Origin of the sequence: Vibrio sp. 11986-1-5 (assembly GCF_963878025.1) — a bacterium.
Taxonomy (GTDB): domain Bacteria; phylum Pseudomonadota; class Gammaproteobacteria; order Enterobacterales; family Vibrionaceae; genus Vibrio; species Vibrio injensis.
In genome coordinates, this window is record NZ_CAWNVW010000051.1 from 165,028 (window position 1) to 186,810 (window position 21,783).

The 21,783-nt window shown below is 44.7% G+C and carries 19 protein-coding genes; 13 read left to right on the plus strand and 6 right to left on the minus strand.

Going from position 1 to position 21,783, the window contains the following annotated elements; all coding sequences use genetic code 11:
- The first annotated feature begins 42 nt into the window (after window positions 1-42).
- A complete protein-coding gene (metF, locus tag AACS00_RS13790) occupies window positions 43-936 on the plus strand; it encodes a methylenetetrahydrofolate reductase (protein WP_110167736.1) in 894 nt (297 codons plus the stop codon).
- A gap of 66 nt (window positions 937-1,002) precedes the next feature.
- Here metF and zapB read toward each other — a convergent pair whose 3' ends face one another.
- Window positions 1,003-1,245, minus strand: coding sequence for a cell division protein ZapB (gene zapB, locus AACS00_RS13795; protein ID WP_072670500.1), 243 nt, complete (start codon window positions 1,243-1,245; stop codon window positions 1,003-1,005).
- Window positions 1,246-1,543: 298 nt separating this feature from the next.
- Between zapB and glpX the strand changes: the two genes are divergently transcribed.
- Window positions 1,544-2,551: a class II fructose-bisphosphatase gene (gene glpX / locus AACS00_RS13800; protein ID WP_110167737.1), complete on the plus strand. Its 1,008-nt coding sequence runs from the start codon at window positions 1,544-1,546 to the stop codon at window positions 2,549-2,551.
- A gap of 95 nt (window positions 2,552-2,646) precedes the next feature.
- Here glpX and pfkA read toward each other — a convergent pair whose 3' ends face one another.
- The 3 genes from pfkA to AACS00_RS13815 form a co-directional block, all read right to left on the minus strand.
- Window positions 2,647-3,609: a 6-phosphofructokinase gene (gene pfkA, locus AACS00_RS13805; RefSeq protein WP_072670502.1), complete on the minus strand. Its 963-nt coding sequence runs from the start codon at window positions 3,607-3,609 to the stop codon at window positions 2,647-2,649.
- Window positions 3,610-3,860: 251 nt separating this feature from the next.
- Window positions 3,861-4,769 (minus strand): CDF family cation-efflux transporter FieF, encoded by a 909-nt coding sequence (fieF, locus tag AACS00_RS13810; RefSeq protein WP_110167738.1) that lies wholly within the window; start codon window positions 4,767-4,769, stop codon window positions 3,861-3,863.
- Between the two features lie 173 nt (window positions 4,770-4,942).
- Window positions 4,943-5,458 (minus strand): CpxP family protein, encoded by a 516-nt coding sequence (locus tag AACS00_RS13815; RefSeq protein WP_110167739.1) that lies wholly within the window; start codon window positions 5,456-5,458, stop codon window positions 4,943-4,945.
- A 227-nt stretch (window positions 5,459-5,685) separates the two neighbouring features.
- Here AACS00_RS13815 and AACS00_RS13820 point away from each other — a divergent pair, with 227 nt between their 5' ends.
- The 3 genes from AACS00_RS13820 to AACS00_RS13830 all read left to right on the plus strand — a co-directional run bounded on the left by AACS00_RS13820 (window position 5,686) and on the right by AACS00_RS13830 (window position 8,308).
- Entirely contained in the window at window positions 5,686-6,372 is a 687-nt protein-coding gene (locus AACS00_RS13820; protein ID WP_110167740.1) for a response regulator, read from the plus strand.
- A complete protein-coding gene (cpxA, locus tag AACS00_RS13825; protein WP_072670506.1) occupies window positions 6,372-7,751 on the plus strand; it encodes an envelope stress sensor histidine kinase CpxA in 1,380 nt (459 codons plus the stop codon). The genes AACS00_RS13820 and cpxA overlap by 1 nt, the downstream gene beginning before the upstream one ends.
- Before the next feature lie 83 nt (window positions 7,752-7,834).
- On the plus strand, window positions 7,835-8,308 hold the full coding sequence (locus AACS00_RS13830; RefSeq protein WP_072670507.1) for a tRNA (cytidine(34)-2'-O)-methyltransferase: 474 nt from the start codon (window positions 7,835-7,837) through the stop codon (window positions 8,306-8,308).
- Between the two features lie 193 nt (window positions 8,309-8,501).
- Here the strand turns inward: AACS00_RS13830 and AACS00_RS13835 are convergent, their stop codons facing one another.
- Both AACS00_RS13835 and AACS00_RS13840 read right to left on the minus strand, forming a co-directional pair.
- Window positions 8,502-8,714 carry a cold-shock protein gene (locus AACS00_RS13835; RefSeq protein ID WP_072670508.1) on the minus strand — a complete coding sequence of 71 codons (213 nt, stop codon included), beginning with the start codon at window positions 8,712-8,714 and terminating at the stop codon, window positions 8,502-8,504.
- 264 nt (window positions 8,715-8,978) lie between these two features.
- Window positions 8,979-9,473, minus strand: a complete 495-nt coding sequence (locus AACS00_RS13840; protein WP_072670509.1) for an FxsA family protein — start codon at window positions 9,471-9,473, stop codon at window positions 8,979-8,981.
- Window positions 9,474-10,006: 533 nt separating this feature from the next.
- Here AACS00_RS13840 and aspA point away from each other — a divergent pair.
- The 8 genes from aspA to AACS00_RS13880 all read left to right on the plus strand — a co-directional run bounded on the left by aspA (window position 10,007) and on the right by AACS00_RS13880 (window position 21,558).
- On the plus strand, window positions 10,007-11,455 hold the full coding sequence (gene aspA / locus AACS00_RS13845; protein WP_110167741.1) for an aspartate ammonia-lyase: 1,449 nt from the start codon (window positions 10,007-10,009) through the stop codon (window positions 11,453-11,455).
- Window positions 11,456-11,674: 219 nt separating this feature from the next.
- On the plus strand, window positions 11,675-12,988 hold the full coding sequence (locus AACS00_RS13850) for an anaerobic C4-dicarboxylate transporter family protein (protein WP_072670556.1): 1,314 nt from the start codon (window positions 11,675-11,677) through the stop codon (window positions 12,986-12,988).
- Between the two features lie 517 nt (window positions 12,989-13,505).
- Window positions 13,506-14,951: a YfcC family protein gene (locus AACS00_RS13855; protein WP_072670557.1), complete on the plus strand. Its 1,446-nt coding sequence runs from the start codon at window positions 13,506-13,508 to the stop codon at window positions 14,949-14,951.
- 705 nt (window positions 14,952-15,656) lie between these two features.
- Window positions 15,657-16,877 carry an arginine deiminase gene (gene arcA, locus AACS00_RS13860; protein WP_110167742.1) on the plus strand — a complete coding sequence of 407 codons (1,221 nt, stop codon included), beginning with the start codon at window positions 15,657-15,659 and terminating at the stop codon, window positions 16,875-16,877.
- A 60-nt stretch (window positions 16,878-16,937) separates the two neighbouring features.
- Window positions 16,938-17,852, plus strand: a complete 915-nt coding sequence (arcC, locus tag AACS00_RS13865) for a carbamate kinase (RefSeq protein WP_110167743.1) — start codon at window positions 16,938-16,940, stop codon at window positions 17,850-17,852.
- Between the two features lie 131 nt (window positions 17,853-17,983).
- Window positions 17,984-18,994 (plus strand): ornithine carbamoyltransferase, encoded by a 1,011-nt coding sequence (locus tag AACS00_RS13870; protein ID WP_072670560.1) that lies wholly within the window; start codon window positions 17,984-17,986, stop codon window positions 18,992-18,994.
- Window positions 18,995-19,196: 202 nt separating this feature from the next.
- Window positions 19,197-19,676 (plus strand): arginine repressor, encoded by a 480-nt coding sequence (locus AACS00_RS13875; protein ID WP_110167744.1) that lies wholly within the window; start codon window positions 19,197-19,199, stop codon window positions 19,674-19,676.
- 76 nt (window positions 19,677-19,752) lie between these two features.
- On the plus strand, window positions 19,753-21,558 hold the full coding sequence (locus tag AACS00_RS13880) for a protein-disulfide reductase DsbD (protein WP_375152958.1): 1,806 nt from the start codon (window positions 19,753-19,755) through the stop codon (window positions 21,556-21,558).
- The last annotated feature ends 225 nt before the right edge of the window (window positions 21,559-21,783 follow it).

Consider the following 21,783-nt stretch of genomic DNA (forward strand, 5'->3'; position numbering starts at 1 on the left):
ATGTTGTGTTTGCGTTGTGGTCGTTAGCACAGGGAGAGAAAAATGGGATACACGCACGCCAGTCATATCGATGCTTTAAATCAAAGTATCGCTGAAGTTTCAGATATCAATGTCTCGTTTGAGTTTTTTCCACCTAGTACACCGCAAATGGAAGAAACCTTGTGGAGCTCGGTGCATCGCTTAAAAGATCTTAAACCGAAATTTGTCTCCGTGACCTACGGAGCCAACTCTGGTGAGCGTGACAGAACCCACTCGATCATCAAAGCCATCAAAGATCAAACGGGATTGATTGCAGCGCCACATCTCACCTGTATTGATGCCAGCCGCGAAGCGTTAATCACCATCGCCGATGACTACTGGCACAATGGCATTGCCAGTATTGTCGCCCTACGTGGGGATATTCCACCGGGTGGCGGCAAGCCGGAGATGTACGCCGCTGACTTAGTTGCTCTACTCAAATCTTGCCACGATTTTGACATTTCCGTGGCCGCCTTTCCTGAAGTGCATCCAGAGGCGAAAAGTGCCCAAGCCGATCTGCTCAATTTGAAACGTAAAGTCGAAGCGGGAGCCAACCGAGCCATCACTCAGTTCTTTTTTGATATTGAGAGCTATCTTCGCTTTCGAGACCGCTGCGTTGCAGCAGGTATCGATGTCGAAATCATTCCCGGTATTTTGCCCGTTTCGAACTTTAAACAAGCTGCGCGCTTTGCCGCGCAAAACCACGTTAAAGTGCCGCAGTGGATGGCCAAACAATTTGCCGGATTAGATGATGATCCGATCACCCGACAATTAGTCGGTGCTAGTCAGGCAATTGATATGATCAGAGTGCTAAGCCGTGAAGGAGTGAAAGATTTTCATTTTTACACCTTAAACCGCGCCGAAATGACTTACGCGCTTTGCCATACTCTTGGTGTACGCCCGATGACTACCGCTTAACCAAAGGGCTATAACCACAACGCCGAACAAAGTTCGGCGTTGTTAGCTATCAATAACGGCTGGAGATTACTCAACCTCTTCCATCTTACCAAGCAAGCTACGAATGCGCGTTTGCCATGCAGCATGCTCTTGTTCCATTTCTTGCGCTTTTTGCTCAAGCGCTGCACGGCTGGCTTTTAATTCATTCGCTTCTTGCGTGAGCTGTTGTTTCTCTTCTTTCAGCTCTTCCACTTCCATTTGCAGTAAGGCGATGGTATCAACCGCAGTTTGAATTTTTGCTTCGAGTTGTTCTAGTACTTCAAAAGACATGTGACTTACCTTTGTTTATTCCGTGATGTGAATTCAATTCACTCTATTTAACCATTCTACTCAGCGATGCGCAGAGAAACACTTACTATATTCGATCTTGTTCGCTATTCGGTCAAAAAAACAACGCAATTGACGCTATCTTTACTTCTCACGCTCAAAGAGAGCTTATCTCGCCCTTAAAAGACAAAGTTTTGATCCACTACAAAGCTTACGGCGCTAAATAGCAAACGTTTACTTATGAGTATGCTAGAATCCGCGCAACTTTTTTATCCTCTTTAAATTGGTGGTTGGAGTAAGCATGAAACGCGATTTAGCAATGGCTTTTTCTCGGGTAACCGAAGGTGCAGCACTGGCAGGTTACAAATGGCTTGGCCGAGGTGATAAAAACGCGGCTGACGGCGCAGCCGTAGAAGTGATGCGGATTTTATTGAACAAGACAGAAATCAATGGCGAAATCGTTATTGGTGAAGGAGAGATCGATCAAGCTCCGATGCTCTATATCGGAGAACAGGTCGGCTTAGGTGGTGACGACGTCGATATCGCTGTCGATCCCATTGAAGGGACACGCATGACCGCAATGGGTCAATCCAATGCATTAGCGGTATTGGCAGCGGGAGAAAAAGGCAGTTTTCTCAAAGCACCGGACATGTACATGGAAAAACTTGTCGTCGGTCCTGGAGCCAAAGGCTGCATCGATTTAAATAAACCATTAGCCGACAATTTACAGGCCATCGCTACCGCACTGGATAAAGCTTTACACCAACTGACGGTGGTGACTCTGGCGAAACCGCGTCACGATGCCGTGATACGTGAGATGCAGCAAATGGGTGTGCGTGTTTTTGCGGTGCCTGATGGCGATGTGGCCGCATCAATTCTCACTTGCATGCCGGACAGTGAAGTCGATGCCATGTACTGTATTGGTGGCGCTCCTGAAGGGGTAATTTCTGCAGCGGCGATTCGAGCATTAGATGGTGATATGCAAGGCCGGTTGTTGGCTCGCCATCACGTTAAAGGCGACAGTGAAGATAATCGTATTTGGGGCGCCAAAGAATTGGCTCGCTGTGCCCAAATGGGGGTGCAAGCTAACCAAGTACTGGCACTCCATGATATGGCACGCAGTGATAATGTCATTTTCTCAGCCACAGGGATCACCAAAGGCGATTTATTGGAAGGGATTAGCCGACAAGGTAATATCGCGACGACAGAAACACTACTGATCCGTGGTCGCTGCCGGACAATTAGACGAATAAAGTCCATCCACTACTTAGAGCGTAAAGATAGTGATGTGTTACCGATGATTATTTAACACCTTAGCTGAGATTTAAAATCATAAAAAAGACCGCATCGCGGTCTTTTTTATTGGATAGTGATTTTTTCAGTCTGAGATAATCATCAAACGTCTTAAAATAACTCTTCAGCTACTTTGTACAAATCTTGGCGTACCGGACGCTTCATGGTTTCAATCGCTTCGATGATATCATGATGCACCAGCTCTTCTTTTTGGATACCCACGCAACGACCACCGTGTCCTTCTAGCAACATATGCACCGCATAGTTACCCATACGTGAAGCTAAAATACGGTCAAATGCGGTTGGTCGACCACCACGTTGAATATGCCCCAGTACCGTTGCACGCGTTTCACGACCGGTTGATTTCTCAATCTCTTTTGCCAATTGGTTAGCGTCTGTCATCAGCTCCGTTAAGGCAATGATCGCGTGTTTTTTGCCTTTTTTGATCCCGTCTTGAATATTAGAAATCAACTGCTGCATATCCAAACCCGTTTCTGGCGTGATGATGTACTCACAACCACCGGCAATCGCTGACATCAGGGTTAAATCACCACAGTGACGGCCCATGATTTCTACAATGGAAATACGTTGATGTGAAGAAGACGTATCACGCAAACGGTCGATCGCGTCGATAACGGTATTGATCGCCGATAAATAACCAATCGTGTAATCGGTACCCGCGATATCGTTATCGATCGTGCCTGGTAAACCAATGCAAGGGAAACCCATTTCAGTCAGTTTTTTTGCGCCCATGTAAGAACCATCACCACCGATCACGACTAAAGCATCGATATTATGCTGCTTTAAATTCTCAATCGCTTTTAGACGTACTTCTTCATTACGAAACTCAGGGAAACGAGCTGAGCCTAACATAGTCCCGCCTTTGTTGATCACATCCGAAACGCTGTAGCGATCCAGTTGCTTAATATTCCCTTCGTAGAGTCCAAGATAACCATCATAGATACCATAGACACCTAAACCTTCACCTAATGCAGTACGAACAACGCCACGAATCGCTGCGTTCATGCCGGGCGCATCACCACCACTTGTCAAAACACCGATATTTTTAATCATGCTCACCCTCGATTTTTTGAGAATTCAAAACTCATTTTTAGTCGTGCTCATTCAGACCAAACAAGCAACAAAATTGTGCGATATGTTACCTCGCCCGATAAGGAATACTACTGTTATTTGAGCGTTTTTTTGTAACTTTATTACTTATGTAAGAGTATTACAGCTTTATCCTATCGCTTCGTTGATTCATATCAGAATACTGTTTTTTAATTAAACTGACTGAAATATAGTCAAGTTGAGCGCTCTTTGCCTTACCACGTCGATAATTTTTGTTTACGTTCCACGTTAAACACGACAGAGTAAGGATCTTGGTGAATAATCACATCCGCACCGGGAAATAGGTGGCGTAATTTTTCCTCAACTTGATCAGAAATGCGATGGGCTTCAATAAGCGGAATATGATCATCTAATTCGAGATGCAATTGAATGAATCTGACTGGTCCAGCCATGCGCGTTCGCAATTGATGAACCCCTAACACACCATTGACCGACAAACAGGTGGATCGGATCTGGGCTAATTCGTCATCAGGAAGCTTTCTATCCATCAGTGTTTGCACCGCCTGATAAGCCATGCCAATCGCACTATATAAAATGTATAAGCCTATCCCAATAGCAAAAATCGCATCGGCTTGTTTAAAACCCAACCAACTCAAACCCAGAGCCAAAATAATCGCCGCATTCATATATAAATCAGTTTGGTAATGCAAAGAATCGGCGGCAATCGCTTGGCTGTTGGTTTTTTTGACCACATAACGCTGAAACGAGACTAAGCCAAAGGTCACCAATAAAGCAAATACACTGACATAAATGCCATATTCTGGCGATTGGAGTTCGTGAGGGCGGAAAAAACGCTCAACCCCATTGAGGAGTAAGAAACACGCTGAACCGGAGATAAACATCGCTTGCGCTAAGGCCGCTAAAGATTCGGCCTTACCATGACCAAAGGTATGTTCTCGATCGGCTGGTTGCAGGGCATAACGTATGACAATTAAATTGACCACAGAGGCGGCAATGTCGAGTAAAGAATCCACCACTGAAGCAAGTAGACTGACCGACCCAGTCATCCACCACGCGGCTATTTTAACCACTAATAAACCACTGGCTACAATGGTGGCGGTCCATGCAGCCAGTGTTACTAAGCGAGCGTACTCTTGTTTCATTATTGTCCACCGAGACTCAATAAACCCATGCACATGATATATTCTGAATGCTGAGTGATAAAGTGGCCTACCCTTGCCTAGTTATTTTGCAACACAAGGAGTGAAATTAACCACCCTACACCAGCACATCGATTGCATCAAGTTAGCAGAGTAACCGCTGTGGTGGAGTTTATTTAAGCTCGGCCTTTCCCTTTCGCGCCATCTTTAGGTCCACGTGGCTCATCACCTTCTCGACGATACTTTTCCATACACTCTTGCTGTAAAGTCTGTAGCTGGGTCTTTTGCTCATCGGTCAAAATACTCATCATTTGATGACGCTTCTCCAACATATTTACTCGGCGTTCTACCTGTTTATCGACCATCTGTTTAGCCAGATCGTTAGCCGCAGCGCGATCAAAATCCGCGGAGAGCATTAACGCTCGCTCTTGTTCACGCAAGGTACTCATTTCATCACGCGAGCCACGACTACGCTGATCTTGCATGGCTTGGCGATGCGCTTCGCGCAAGGCTTTTAGCTGGCTCTGCTGTTCTGTGGTTAAGTTCAGTTGACTGACGATACCTCTTTCACTGTGTAAACCACATCTTTGATGCTCAGTATGCTTGCCCTTACCATAAGCCAAGGCTCCGGCACTACCGAGGGCCAAAGGTAAAGCGACTGCAGCGAGAATCATTTTCTTAGTCATATTCATCATTATTTCCTCTCAATAGTTATCGTTGATAAGCTTAGTCTTCCAAGCTTGCTACGATGGGAGAACTGCCCAAGCAGCACTTAATCAAACAATACAAGTTGACGAGTAAAGTGGCGTGTAGAGAGCGTAAAGAATCGTAAATAGTCACAAACACCCCATTATCTCAGCCCATTTCGCAGTAAACTATCCTCATCCAGCAAGAAAGTAATATCGGTAACGAGGCAGCAATGGCACATATTCTTCTGATCGACGATGACACCGAACTCACCAATCTACTCAAAGAAGTCCTCAGTTATGAGGGGTTTGACGTCTCTGAAGCCAATGACGGTCAATCCGGTTTGGCGGCGCTTAACGATGAGGTTGATCTGATTTTATTGGATGTCATGATGCCTAAACTCAATGGTATGGAAACCTTGAAGAAACTGCGTGAAAACTGGGCGACTCCGGTCCTGATGTTAACCGCAAAAGGCGAAGAAATTGATCGTGTGATCGGTCTAGAATTGGGAGCCGATGATTACCTTCCCAAACCATTTAGTGATCGCGAATTGCTCGCTAGAATTCGAGCGATTTTACGCCGCACGCAGCATCAACCCGTGCATAAATCCTCCGATGTGATTGAGTGTCAAGACATTCAAGTTTATCCCGGCAAACAAGAAGCCTACTGCCAAGGCCAACTGCTCGACTTAACCACTACTGAATTTGCCCTATTAGGCCATTTTGCCCAAAATCCAGGAGAAACCCTCACTAAAGAAATGCTCAGCTTGGATGTGTTAGGCAAACGACTGGCCGCTTTTGACCGAGCGATTGATATGCATGTCTCGAATTTGCGCAAAAAATTACCAGAACGACTCGATGGTAAACCTCGAATCAAAACCTTGCGTGGTCGTGGCTACTTAATGGTGGCGGAAGAATAATGCGCTTACCCAAACTCAATAGTCTTTATGGCCGTATCTTTGCCATTTTCTGGCTAACCATGTTATTGGTGGTGATCGCGGTGTTATCTTTACCGCATCTTGATCCGCGTAAATCACGAGATATTCCTTCCGAAAGTTTACAACGGATGCGCGAATATCAGCAAATCTTGGAAAAACGCTTTATCCGACAGGATGACCTTTCGCGGATCATTACCGAACTAGAATCAGGCAGTCACCATAGTTCGCGACCGCGCTTTTTTGTTACCGATCAAGACGGTAATATCCTCACCACAAAACGGCATGAAAATTTTCAATTAAAGGCATTAAAAAACTTTACCACCAGTATTGAGTCTGTAGATAAACCGCAACAACGTTTGTATGGTCGCTATATGATCGCTGGCCCAGTCGCTATTCAATTAGCAGAGCAGAATCTATTACTGTATATGGGGATGCGTTGGGATCAACCTCCGCCATTTCTACTAAGACTATTTGATAAACCGCTGCATCTGCTGTTGTCGGTTATGCTCGTCAGTACTCCTCTACTACTTTGGCTCGCTTGGGCATTAAGTCAACCAGCCCAAAGACTCGCACTCGCCGCTCAGCGTGTTGCTCGAGGTGAATTTGTCGTGGACCCCGCTCTGGAAAAAGGCACCACAGAATTTCGTCAAGCCGGGCGCAGTTTCAATCGAATGGTGCAAGCCGTTAACCAAATGATTTCCGGTCAACAGCGCTTGCTATCCGATATCTCCCATGAGTTACGTTCACCGCTAACTCGTCTAAGAATGGCCAATGCTTTAGCCAGTCGTAAACAAGGAAACAGTAAAGAGCTAGAAAGAATCGATACTGAAGCGCAACGTTTAGAACGCATGATCGGTGAACTACTTGAGCTGTCTCGCATGCAGACCAATAGTCATTTAAGTCGCGAGATACAACCGTTGTCTAGCTTATGGGAAGCGTTACTCGATGATGCACAGTTTGAGGCCGAGCAAATGCAAAAACAGCTGCTCCTCGACCCGATTCCTGATCAATACATTTCAGGTAATCCACAATTATTGATGAGTGCATTAGAAAATGTCGTCCGCAATGCGATTAACTACAGTCAAGATCGGATTCAAGTTAGCTTTCGTTGTGTGGCACAACAAATCATCATCACCATTGAAGATAACGGACCAGGCGTCCCAGATAATGAACTGAGTGAAATTTTTCGACCATTTTATCGTGTATCGACCGCAAGAGACAGAGACAGCGGAGGGACAGGGCTAGGGTTAGCGATAACGGAGAGTGCAATCCGTCAACATAGTGGTCAGGTTAACGCAAGCCGAAGCGATCTTGGCGGATTAAAAGTGCAAATCACCCTACCGCTTCACCGTGATCAATAAGCGATAGAGCGAATCGATAAGATCAACATCTGACGTTCGGTACAGTATACTAGCGGGCTCTATTAATAAGGAAAAGCTCAACCATGTTTGACATCGCCCTCTATGAACCTGAAATCGCCCCTAATACGGGAAACATTATTCGCTTATCCGCTAATTGTGGTGCGCACTTACACCTCATAGAACCGTTAGGATTTGATTTTGAAGAAAAGAAGTTACGTCGAGCGGGGTTAGATTATCATGACCTTACTCGAGTCACCCGCCACCAAAATTATCAAGCGTTTCTCGATTACTTAACGGCTCGTGGTGAATTTCGACTGTTCGCCTGTACCACAAAAACCACAGGTCATCACGTTGATGCTCGGTTTCAAGCTGGGGATGTATTGTTGTTTGGCCCAGAAACTCGTGGTTTACCCGCCGAGCTCATTCAAAGCTTACCGATGAGCCAACGCATTCGGATCCCAATGATGCCAGATGCCCGAAGCCTCAACTTATCCAATGCCGTCGCCATCATCGCTTTTGAAGCATGGCGCCAATTGGGCTTTTCTGGCGCTCAATAGGCGGGTCACGGCTAACTTGCGACAAAACGATCATCGTTAACGAATTTCCCTTACGTAGCTTGATACGACTCATTCGGCTCAAGCTTCAATAATACGATAAGAGAAAAACTGAATACGCTTAGAAGACAATAATGACAGACAGCAAAAAGGCCGCCTAGGCGACCTTTGTATAATCTGATTAAGTATCAGTTAATTATAGAGTTACAACTTGAGCAGCTTGTAAACCTTTTTGACCGTTTTCAACGATGAATGATACTTTTTGGCCTTCAGTCAAAGTTTTGAAACCTTCAGAAGCGATTGCGTTGAAATGTACGAATACATCAGCGCCGCCGTTGTCTTGAGATAGGAAACCAAAACCTTTAGTTTCGTTGAACCACTTTACTGTACCAGTTGCTTTGTTAGACATAATTTGTCCCTTATATAGAAATTCATAGGATTGCTGCGCACTTGCGCAAGGTGCTAAAGCATGAATTATTTAATGTAGCTAATCATGTAAGGGAAATATTAGGATAACAACTTTTACGATGGGATTCTAAGAATTTACTTTTACTTTTGATTTTCATTAATAACTCTTAACTATAGAGCCGGATAACTATAAGGCTTTCACTCTTATTAAGCAAACGTTTTATTCAAAAATAACCAAATAAACTCAAATCTCCGAATAGAACAATCAATTGAGTCGATTCGAGTCGTCCCGCCGATGCTCCTTTTGCTCTTCTTTATACTCATACTCACCATCAAACGTCTCACCCTCAGTATTAGGTCGAGATTGTGATGATTGATGAGAGAACGAGTCAGGACCACTCATGGTATTCACAACCAAATACCCCATTAGGTAATGAGCCAAACGCGCCCTTGGAATAGGCAGCAAAACGAGCATGCCGATTCCATCAGTAATGAATCCAGGTGTCAGTAATAAAACACCAGCGACGGCCAACAACATACCTTCGATGATTTGCTGTGCCGGCACTTCACCGCGTTGCAAACGCTGCTGGACCGACAGGAACGTCAATACACCTTGACTACGCACCAGTATCGCCCCAACCAAAGCGGTAAATAGGATTAAACCAAGCGTTGGCCATAACCCTAAAAAACCACCGAGCTGAATCAGCACCGCAATCTCAATAATTGGCAGGGCAATAAATAAACATAATAAAATAAGCAAGCTAGCTTCTCCTTAATTTAGCCTTACCTGACACACCGTCTGGAAACCTAACACCTCCACCATGTGTTGACGAGTCTATGGCAACGACCATCCACCATCCACCATCCACATTTTTCAAATTAACGTGATGCCCACGTAACTGCAACTTTGTTACGTCATCAGTCTGTCATTTATCGTCATCGACCAGACTCTCCCAACCAATCTATTCAGCTCAATCATACGGTTGCAATTACCCTTCAACTCAGAGTGAGATTACGCTGATAAATATTCTATAAAATAATTCTTATTTTCAATATGTTAACTTTCCATTAAACGAATTCGCTCAAACCATGAGATCTTAGCTAAAGATCCCGAATCTCTACGCGGCTATGCACCGGAAAGGTGATCCAGTTCCTATTTTTTATCTACTGGTCAAGTATGATTAGCCAAGAAGTCAGGACAGATTTTCCCAGCCAACCATTCTGGTGAACGGATTCTTAAGACAGAGATGGCTAAGTGTGACTAATCAGAACAATTATCTTAAGGATCCTGTGATGGCTACCCTATCTGAAACCCCTATTACGAACCAAGCAACCCGTATCGAAGAAGACCTACTCGGCGAACGCCATGTTCCTGCCGATGCTTATTATGGTATCCATACCCTGCGGGCGATAGAAAACTTCAATATTTCTAATGTTACGATCTCAGATGTCCCTGAATTTGTTCGTGGCATGGTCATGACCAAAAAAGCGGCCACACTCGCCAATAAAGAACAAGGCGTGATCCCGAAAGATGTCGCTAACTACATCATTCAAGCCTGTGATCTGATTTTGGAAACCGGTAAGTGTATGGATCAATTCCCTTCCGACGTTTTCCAAGGTGGCGCAGGTACTTCAGTGAATATGAATACCAATGAAGTGATTGCCAACGTTGCTCTTGAGCTGATGGGTAAACAAAAAGGCGAGTACCAGTTCATTAACCCTAATGACCATGTCAACAAGAGCCAATCGACCAACTGTGCTTATCCAACCGGATTCCGGATTGCAGTTTATAACAGCATCCTAAAACTGATTGAATCGATTGAATACATCAAAGCTGCTTTTGAGCTTAAAGCCGTTGAGTTTAAACAAATTCTCAAAATGGGTCGTACTCAGCTCCAAGACGCCGTACCTATGACGGTTGGTCAGGAGTTTCATGCTTGGGCTGTGACGCTGAATGAAGAGATCCGCGCTCTACAATATACCTCTAAGTTATTATTAGAAGTTAACCTTGGTGCGACGGCCATTGGTACTGGTTTGAACACTGCACCAGGTTATCAAGCGTTGGCAATCAAATATTTAGGTGAAGTCACTGGCCTAGAAGTAGTGCCCGCGGAAGATTTAATTGAAGCGACGTCCGACTGTGGCGCTTATGTTATGACTCATGGTGCGCTGAAACGTTTAGCGATGAAGCTATCAAAAATCTGTAACGATTTGCGCTTGCTCTCTTCTGGCCCTCGTGCAGGTTTCAATGAACTGAACTTGCCTGAATTACAAGCGGGTTCATCGATCATGCCGGCCAAAGTTAACCCCGTCATTCCTGAAGTGGTTAACCAAGTGTGCTTTAAAGTCTTCGGTAATGACAACACCATTACTTACGCCGCAGAAGCGGGACAATTGCAGCTTAACGTTATGGAACCTGTGATTGCGCAAGCGATGTTCGAGTCTATCTCCTTACTTTCTAACGCTTGTGTTAACTTACGTGATAAGTGTGTCGATGGCATTACGGTAAACAAAGAGATCTGTGAAGGTTATGTATTTAACTCGATCGGTATCGTCACTTACCTTAACCCTTACATCGGCCACCATGAAGGTGACATCGTGGGTAAAATCTGTGCCGAAACGGGCAAAAGTGTCCGTGAGGTCGTGCTGGAGCGTGGCTTGCTCACCGAAGAAGAGTTGGATGATATTTTCTCAGTCGACAACTTGATGTACCCTAAATACAAGGCAAAACGTTACGAGTAATTAAATTTACTCCACAAGAAGGCTCTGATTCAGAGCCTTCTTGGTTTTTGCCAAATGGAAAGTCGCTAAAACTTATTCTAAATCATGGTAATTCATCAAAAGTATTGGCTGCCTTCCATTGCGACTAAAAAATAAGATAAACCTATGAATTCACAGCCTCGCGTTAAGATAACACTGGGCGATAAAGCGGATTTTCCCATAATCTTTTAGGAGTATAAGATGTTCATAATTGAGTTCCTTATCGTATTAGGATGTATCCTAATCGGTGCAAGGATTGGTGGTATCGGACTAGGTGTCATGGGGGGGATTGGTCTTGCCATTCTCAGTTTTGTGTTTGGTATGCGTCCAACCAGTCCCCCGATTGATGTCATGTTGATGATCATGGCAGTGGTAGCGGCCGCTGCCTCGATGCAAGCCGCTGGAGGTTTGGATTACTTAATCAAAATCGCCAGTAACATCTTGCGTAAAAATCCTCGCCATATCACTTTCATCGCCCCATTAGTTACCTACTTTTTTACCATGATGGCTGGAACTGGACACGTAGCCTACTCGGTATTACCCGTGATCGCAGAAGTCAGTCGCCGCAGCGGCATTCGCCCAGAGCGTCCGCTTGGTATGGCAGTTATCGCGTCACAATTTGCGATTGTGGCTAGCCCCATTGCGGCCGCCGTGGTTGCATTAGTTGCTTTCTTGGAACCACAAGGCATTACTTTAGGTAACGTACTGATCGTCACCATCCCAAGTACTTTCCTCGGTCTTGCCTGCGCTTGTATTTTTGTCAATAAAATCGGTAAAGAGCTGAAAGACGACCCGGAATATCAGCGTCGTCTGCAAGACCCAGAATTCCGTGCAGAAATGGAGCAAGAGGTTAAAGTCGACGAGATTCAAATCACGCCGCAAGCAAAAACATCGGTTTCTCTATTCCTATTTGGTGCCATTATTGTGGTCTTTATGGGCGCGATTCCTAGCTTGCGTCCGCACTTTGATGGCTCACCGATGGGCATGGCGCATACGATTGAAATCGTGATGTTATCGATCGCAGCTCTGATCATCCTAATTTGTAAACCAGACGGCAATACTATTACGCAAGGCTCTGTGTTCCACGCTGGGATGCGCGCAATCGTAGCCATTTTCGGTATCGCTTGGCTGGGTGACACTTTCATCGCGGGTCACGGCGATATGGTGAAAGAAGCCGTATCGGGATTAGTAGAAGTTGCGCCATGGACCTTTGCTTTTGCCCTATTTGGACTATCAGTGATGGTCAATAGCCAAGGAGCCACCACAGCAGTATTGGTACCCGTTGCGATTACCTTAGGCTTACCACCAGCAGTGATCATTGCCGTATTCGTCGCGGTTAACGGATATTTCTTTATTCCGAACTACGGCCCGATCATTGCGTCGATTGATTTTGACCGCACGGGGACAACGCGGATCGGTAAGTACATCTTTAACCATAGCTTTATGCTACCTGGTTTATTGAGCATGATCTTCAGTATCGGCTTTGGTTTAGTCTTAGCGAATATTTTCCTCTGATCATCAGATCAACGAGTGTCAAAGGGAGCAATAGCTCCCTTTTTATTTTTGATATAAATCAAACAAGCAGCGATTAATTCAACCTTTCGTGCTGACTATCAAAACTGCATAATATTTCTTTTTATTTTACTAAAAAGTAAATACTGCCCTACCTTGTTATCACCAGCCTACTGTTTAGGTATAACTAACCCAGACGTTCCAAGAGCGACGTTACACGTAAAGCATATTATTTCATTATTAATAAAAAAATACCCTAAAATAAATAGTCACAACTTTCTCAGAATTTACATCTGAGAATATTCTGTGAAGCAAGGCTAAGATAATTAAGCTTACTATCTTTAAAATAAAATCCATTAAGGTCTATGAATAAACCTTCACTCGACATTGTTAATATCATTACATTCATCTTATTGCTGATTAATAAGAGAAATACTCTTGAATTAAAAATTGACCATGAATCCAAATATTAGCCACCAAGCACATTTAGTCCAGATCATCTAAATGTAAGGAGAACGCTATGACAAGCCAAACTTTACCCACCGATCATAAGAAAGGCTTTTTTGCCAACTTAAAGTTTCCCTCTGCCTATACGATTTTATTTTTATTAATTGCCTTTGTAGCCTTATTAACTTGGATAGTCCCCGCGGGTCAGTACGAACGAACCATCAACGAAGAACTCGGTAAAGAAGTCCCCATTGCTGGCACCTATGCTCCTACAGAAGGTAACCCACAAGGTATTCTTGATGTCCTCCTTGCTCCCATTGACGGATTTTATGACCATAATACCTATGAAGCGGCAGCCATTGATGTATCGCTATTTATTTTGATTATTGGCGGCTTTCTTGGTTTGGTGACCAAAACGGGAGCCATAGATGCGGGTATTGAACGAGTCACCTCGCGTTTACAAGGGCGAGAAGAATTAATGATCCCCATCTTGATGGCCCTCTTTGCCGCAGGTGGCACTATTTATGGCATGGCAGAAGAGTCACTCCCCTTCTATACCCTATTGGTGCCAGTGATGATGGCAGCTCGTTTTGACCCCGTCGTCGCAGCGGCTACTGTTCTATTGGGCGCTGGTATAGGAACGTTGGGCTCTACCATTAACCCTTTCGCGACCGTGATTGCTGCCAATGCGGCAGGGATCCCCTTTACCGATGGTATTTTCCTGCGTCTTGCGATTTTATTAGTGGGCTGGATCATCTGTGTCATGTACGTCATGCGTTATGCGAAAATGGTTCGCGCTGATCAAAGTAAGTCGATTGTTTATGATAAGTATGAAGAAAACCAAGCGCATTTTTTAGGTAACCGTAGCGGAGAAAACTTAGTTTTCACCACCACTCGTAAAATTATTTTAGCCATCTTTGCACTCTCATTTGCCGTGATGATTTATGGCGTATCCGTTGCCGGCTGGTGGATGGCTGAGATCTCAGCGATGTTCTTGGGTTCAACGATTCTGATTGGTCTTGTGGCCAGAATGAGCGAAGAAGAATTTACCAGTAGCTTTATTGATGGTGCACGTGATTTACTTGGCGTCGCGTTAATCATCGGTATTGCGCGGGGTATTGTCGTGGTCATGGACCGAGGCATGATCACTGATACGATTCTGAATTCAGCTGAACATATCGTTACTGGATTATCGTCAGTGATGTTTATTAACGTCATGTACTGGCTAGAGATTTTATTATCATTCTTGGTTCCATCGTCTTCTGGTCTGGCTGTATTAACCATGCCGATTATGGCACCACTGGCAGACTTTGCTGGCGTTAGTCGCGATCTGGTGGTCACGGCATACCAATCTGCATCTGGAATAGTCAACCTAGTCACTCCAACGTCAGCGGTAGTCATGGGCGGCTTAGCCATTGCTCGTGTCCCTTATGTCCGCTGGATTAAGTGGGTCGCGCCATTACTGGGTATTTTGTGTGTGTTTATTATGATTATGCTCAGTATTGGTGTGTTACTTTAAAGCTTCATATGAACGCAGCGTAATCAACGCCATCTGAGCCATAACAAAACCATAAAATCACATTACTTGATAATATTCTTATTCTACAAAGCCGCACGCTATCGGGTGCGGCTTTTTGCTTTTCTATTATCCACTATCGTAACGTTGCCAAAAACGATCTGCATTGCGATTAATTAGTTTTATTTATCAAACCATGAATTAAATTCACCTGTTAATTCAAATACCAGTAAATCACCAGCATTTTATAATTGTTCTAGATCAATCTTTCCTCGCTTATTTTGTTAACATTAGAACAAATCAAACCAGAAAAACCGTTATCTAATCTCGAATAATGAATAAATTCGCCACCTTAAGCCTATCTGATACTTTCACTATTTGCATAATATTTCCAAATCAAATGCTATCAGGCTGAAAATCGGCCAATGAGCAATAATCAAAAGCATTTTATTCCATAAAAAACCATTAAAAAACCGCCGATTTAAACCTTATCAAATGAATAATATTTGTTAATAAGTCATTCCAAATAGCAAATTAATATAAAAAGTAAACTGTGAGCCATATCCAAGAAAGAACACAAGTACAGGGTAATATTAAATACAGAACAAAGAGATGAATTTAAATATAAATTTCAATCTCCCTCAAACACCCTACAGAATAATTATACCTTTAGTTAATTAAGGTATACAAAATAAGAGAGATACGATTATGAGTAAGTTATACGTAGGTTCTGAAGTAGGTCAATTACGCCGTGTTTTAATTCATCGTCCACGACGTGCATTAACTCATTTAACCCCCTCTAACTGTCACGACTTATTATTTGATGATGTGTTAGATATTGAACGCGCAGGTAAAGAGCACGATATTTTTGCCCAAACCCTCCGTGATCAAGGAGTGGAGGTTTTGCTGTTAACAAATTTGCTCGCCGAAACCCTCGATGTGAGTGAAGCCAAAGAGTGGTTGTTACATACACAAATCTCAGATAATCGTTTTGGACCAACGTTTGCCAACGATGTTCGCTGCTTCCTTAATGATTTACCACATATTGAATTAGCCAAAATCCTAACCGGTGGCCTGTCTTATGGCCAATTCCCGATGCAATCATCGTCTCTTTTGCAATCGATGCATAAAGCGGATGACTTTATTATCAAACCATTGCCAAACCATCTGTTTACTCGTGATACCTCCTGCTGGGTATACGGTGGCGTCTCCATTAACCCAATGGCTAAAGTGGCTCGTCAACGCGAAACCAACCATCTAAGAGCGATTTATCGCTGGCACCCAACCTTCGCTGGTCAAGACTTCATCAAATACTTCGGTGATGAAGAACGCAATTATGACAAATCGACCATCGAAGGCGGTGATGTTTTAGTCATCGGATGCGGCGCGGTATTAATCGGCATGTCTGAGCGCACCACACCACAAGGGGTAGAACAACTGGCTTCAGCGCTGTTTAAACATGGTCAAGCCAAACAAGTGATTGCCCTTGAGTTACCCAAAGATCGCTCTTGTATGCATCTCGACACAGTAATGACTCACATGCGCGAAGATACCTTCTCTGTCTACCCGAATGTGATTCCAGATGATGTGAATTGTTGGAGCTTAACCGGCGATGCTTCTGGCAAAGTTAAGGCTACACAACAAGCCTCTTATATCCATACTATCGAGCGTGCACTCGGTGTCGACAAGCTACAGATGATCACCACAGGTGGCGATAGCTTTGAAGCAGAACGTGAGCAATGGAACGACGCTAACAACGTACTCACGGTTCGTCCAGGGGTGGTCATTGGCTATGAACGCAATACTTATACCAATGAAAAATACGACAAAGCTGGCATTACCGTACTGCCTATCCCAGGTGATGAACTCGGCCGTGGCCGTGGTGGTGCTCGCTGCATGAGCTGCCCCATTGAACGTGATGATATCTAAATTAGGGCGAGTGAAATGGGAGAACAACACTTCTCCCATTGACCAACGAGAGAAATGACTATGACAAAACAAACTGTTGTCGTCGCCTTAGGAGGCAATGCCTTACTTCGTCGCGGCGAGCCATTAGAAGCGGATGTTCAACGCCACAACATTCAGATTGCCGCACAAGCCATCGCGAAAGTTGCCGAGCATTACAATGTGGTACTGGTACACGGTAATGGTCCACAAGTCGGATTATTAGCACTACAAGGGCTGGAATACAAAAAAGTTAACCCATACCCACTCGATGTATTAGGTAGCGAAACCCAAGGCATGATTGGTTATATGCTGATGCAAGAGTTCAAAAATCTACTTCCTGAGCGCAACGTCACTTGTATGTTGACTCAAATGACCGTTGATGCCAATGACCCTGCGTTTGCTAATCCAACCAAACCGATTGGCCCGGTTTATCAAGCCGAAGAAGCGCGAGCTTTAGCTGAGAAATACCATTGGACAGTAAAACCTGATGGCCAGTATTTCCGTCGCGTAGTACCCAGCCCGCTACCTACTGGCATTGTCGAACATCAAGCCATCAATACCCTAATTGCGGATGGTCATTTAGTGATTTGTACTGGCGGTGGTGGTATTCCGGTGAAATATCAGCATGGCAAGCTGGTTGGTGTGGAAGCCGTGATCGATAAAGACATGTCAGCCGCCTTTCTCGCCAAACAAATTGGCGCCGATGCACTGCTTATTTTAACCGATGCCGATGCAGTTTATCTCGACTGGGGCACGCCCACTCAACACGCTTTGCGTAGTACAACGCCTAGCGAGCTGGCTAACTATCAATTTGATGAAGGCTCAATGGGACCAAAGATTCAAGCATCTTGTGAGTTTATTAAACAAGGGGGCAGCGTGGTCGGTATTGGAGCCTTGGATGATGCTTTAGCCATTTTAGAAGGCAAAGCAGGTACTAACATTACTCGCGACCAATAACGAGACTAACCCTGAGATAATTTTCAACGTGTTTATGCCATCCAGAATTCGCATTGCACGCGTACGTCACATCAGCAGACTATTCGGCGCTAGCCCGAACAATAGCAGCGCTCTTTAACGAGGATAAGATCATGGCTTTTAACTTACGTAACCGTAACTTCCTAAAATTACTCGATTTCACGCCAAGAGAGATCCAGCATTTATTAGATTTATCGATTGAGCTAAAGAAAGCCAAATACAATGGCTATGAACAACCTCGCCTAAAAGGTAAAAATATTGCCTTAATTTTCGAAAAAACCTCCACTCGCACTCGCTGCGCGTTTGAAGTCGCGGCTTTTGATCAAGGGGCTCAAGTTTCTTACCTTGGTCCTTCTGGCTCGCAAATCGGCCACAAAGAGTCAATGAAAGATACCGCTCGCGTTTTAGGGCGGATGTACGATGGGATTGAGTACCGCGGTTTTGGCCAAGAGATTGTCGAAGAACTCGGCCAGTATGCCGGTGTGCCTGTATGGAATGGACTGACCGATGAATTCCACCCAACACAAATTCTCGCTGACTTTATGACCATGCTCGAACACGGCCGAGGTAAAGCACTGCATCAAATCAAGTTTGCTTATTTAGGTGATGCACGCAACAACATGGGCAACTCATTAATGGTCGGCGCAGCAAAAATGGGCATGGACATTCGCCTCGTAGCACCAAAAGCATTCTGGCCAACAGAATCACTGGTTGCCACTTGCCGCGCAATTGCTGAAGAAACGGGAGCAAAAATCACCCTAACTGAAGATGTGCAAGAAGGCGTCATGGGTTGTGATTTCCTTTATACCGATGTTTGGGTTTCGATGGGTGAAGCCAAAGAAGCATGGGCTGAGCGCATCCAATTAATGCTGCCGTATCAAGTGAATATGGATATGATTAAAGCCACGGGCAATCCACATGTGAAATTCATGCACTGCTTGCCCGCATTCCATGGTGAAGATACCACCGTCGGCAAAGAGTTGGCCCAAGCTTACCCAGAACTAAAACAAGGGGTTGAAGTCACTAATGAAGTCATCGAATCTGAACATTCGATCGTATTCGATGAAGCGGAGAACCGCATGCATACCATCAAAGCGGTCATGGTAGCGACACTGGGCGATTGATTGATATTTCTGCTGATTTACTCACGAGTCGGAGTCCGGCTCGTGAGTATCATCACTTACCTCACTCATTAATCTAAATGACTAGCTTATCATCATAATACAGTCTTTTATTTGGTGATCTTCCGCAATAAGCCGTTAATCAATAAGTGATATGCTCAGTTACAGAATGATATTTGCTTAACCATTGAACGAGGGCTCGACCGTGAACCGAACCATACCAGACATTGATGCTGATGAACGCTCATTAACTGCGGCTTGCAAACGACTGTTGCAACAACAAAGTTTCGCCAATCAACATGAATTACGTGAACGCCTCGTTGAGCTCGGTTTTGAAGGCGTTAGCCAATCCACCGTGTCACGCTTACTTTCTCAGCTCGGCGTGGTCAAAGTCCGTAATGCTTGTGGCAAAAAAGTGTATTGCATCACGGTAGAAACCGCGCCAGTACGCGTTGAATCTTCGATTGCTTCGCAAATTGAATTTATTACTCACAACCAATCCGTGGTTGTGGTCAAAACTCATCCGGGTAGCGCTCAGTTAGTGGCTCGTTTGGTTGATATCGATCCGCACAGCGAAATCATTGGTACCGTGGGCGGTAATGATACCGTACTCGTGATTCCGCGCGACGCCAATCGTGTCGAAGCCTGTGAGCGAATTGTCAAAAGTCGGTTAGGGGTGGCCTAACCCCAGCGCTGCACTGTATCTTCCAACCCATTGTCTATATAGTAAAGCCAATCGTGTTTTGGATGTTGTAGTGATGATGCGTCTATTTATTTCTCTTTTACTGCTGCTTAGTACAGCAATCAGTACGCCAGCATTGGCCACATTGACCGTAAATCCTTCGTTTGATTTAAACGGGTCCTCGCGCTTCGCTTCGGTCGAACAAGCCTTTCCGCTGTCTTTTTTCCAACAAGCTGATCAGCTATTTTTAGATTGGCAAGTCAAGCCGGGGTACTACTTATATCAAAGTAGCCTAACGATTGAAGCTCACGACGCCCAATTGGGCGATTACGTGTTACCGCAAGCGCAGCCATATCACGATGAATTTTTTGGCGATGTGATGATTTATGACACCCCACTGTCGATAAACGTATCACTGAAAAATGCCCAATCTGGTGCTACATTGACCGTGCGCTACCAAGGCTGCGCAGCGGCAGGCTTTTGTTATCCACCTGAAACTCGGGTTATTGATCTTGAACCCATAATCGGCCAAACATCCAGCGAACCTATCTCTAGCTCAACCGTTATATCCGCAACGTCGTCAGCGGTGCAGAACAGTGCGGCCGTTAACGAAGCTAACCATCCAGCTTCACAACAAGATTCTTTAGCGAATCGATTAGCGCACAGCGCTTGGACTCCACTGCTGTTTTTATTACTCGGTATTGGCTTGGCGTTCACTCCCTGTGTACTGCCGATGTATCCGATTTTAACCAGCATCGTACTTGGTGGCGGAGCTATCTCACAACGTCGAGCGTTGTTATTGAGCGTGATCTATGTACAAGGGATGGCGCTAACCTACACATTGTTAGGTTTAGTGGTGGCCTCGGCCGGATTGCAATTTCAAGCCGCGTTACAACACCCTTATGTGTTAATCACACTCAGCGTCTTGTTTGTTGCCTTAGCGTTATCAATGTTTGGTTTATATAGCTTACAACTGCCGAGTAGCCTACAAACTTGGTTAAGTGGCCTCAGTCAGCGCCAACAAGGTGGGCGCCTTGGCGGGGTATTTATGATGGGGGCGATTTCAGGCTTAGTCTGCTCACCTTGTACTACCGCGCCACTGTCCGGAGCTTTGCTTTATGTGGCACAAAGTGGCGATTTAGTTACCGGAGGCGTAGCGCTTTATGCATTAGCATTAGGTATGGGAATCCCCTTAATTGTTGTCGCCGTGTTCGGTAATCAGTTACTGCCGAAAGCCGGCGACTGGATGAATCGCATTAAGGTGTTGTTTGGTTTTGTGCTTCTCGCGGCGCCGATTTTCCTACTGGAGAGAATTATCCCTAGCTTATGGAGCACGATATTATGGTCGGCGTTAGGATTAAGCGCATTCGGTTGGCTATACCATGCAAAAAATAGCTTACCTTTTGCGGGTTGGAAGCAAAGCCTAATTGGTATTATTGCCATCCTCGGTCTGTTATTCTCCGCTCAACCACTGCTAAGTTATTGGCTGAATCCCAATCATTACAGTACTCAACAAGCCAGCATTCAGTTTCAACCAATTAAAACTGTCGAGCAGCTTAACCAAGCTTTGCTCGACGCTAAAGCAGCCGGAAAACCGGTAATGCTCGATTTTTACGCTGACTGGTGTGTGGCCTGTAAAGAGTTTGAGCGCTATACCTTTCATCAGCCCGCCGTTGAAGAACAGTTAGAAAACTTTGTGTTACTGCAAGTAGATGTTACCCGTAGTGAGCCAGAAGATTTTGAACTCTTACAACATCTGCAAGTACTTGGTTTGCCGACCATCGATTTCTGGGATGGACAAGGAAACCGACTACCTCAAGCGCGTATCACTGGCTTTATGGCCGAGCATCCGTTTCTTTCTCATTTAGAAAAATTCCAACTCTAATCAGTTTGGCAGATAAATCCCCATCGATTTATCTGCCATCTTTATTTCACTGATTAAATATCTCTCCCTTTTTTGTGATACCACACGCTGTTTACGGTAAATATAAAAATCAATAACATTGACTTATTACCCACAGAATCGCAATAAGTAGGACAATGACGACAAACGTCCGCCACTCATCCCCCCTACTCATCCTGCAAAGTGTGCGCTTTTCGAAAGTCAATC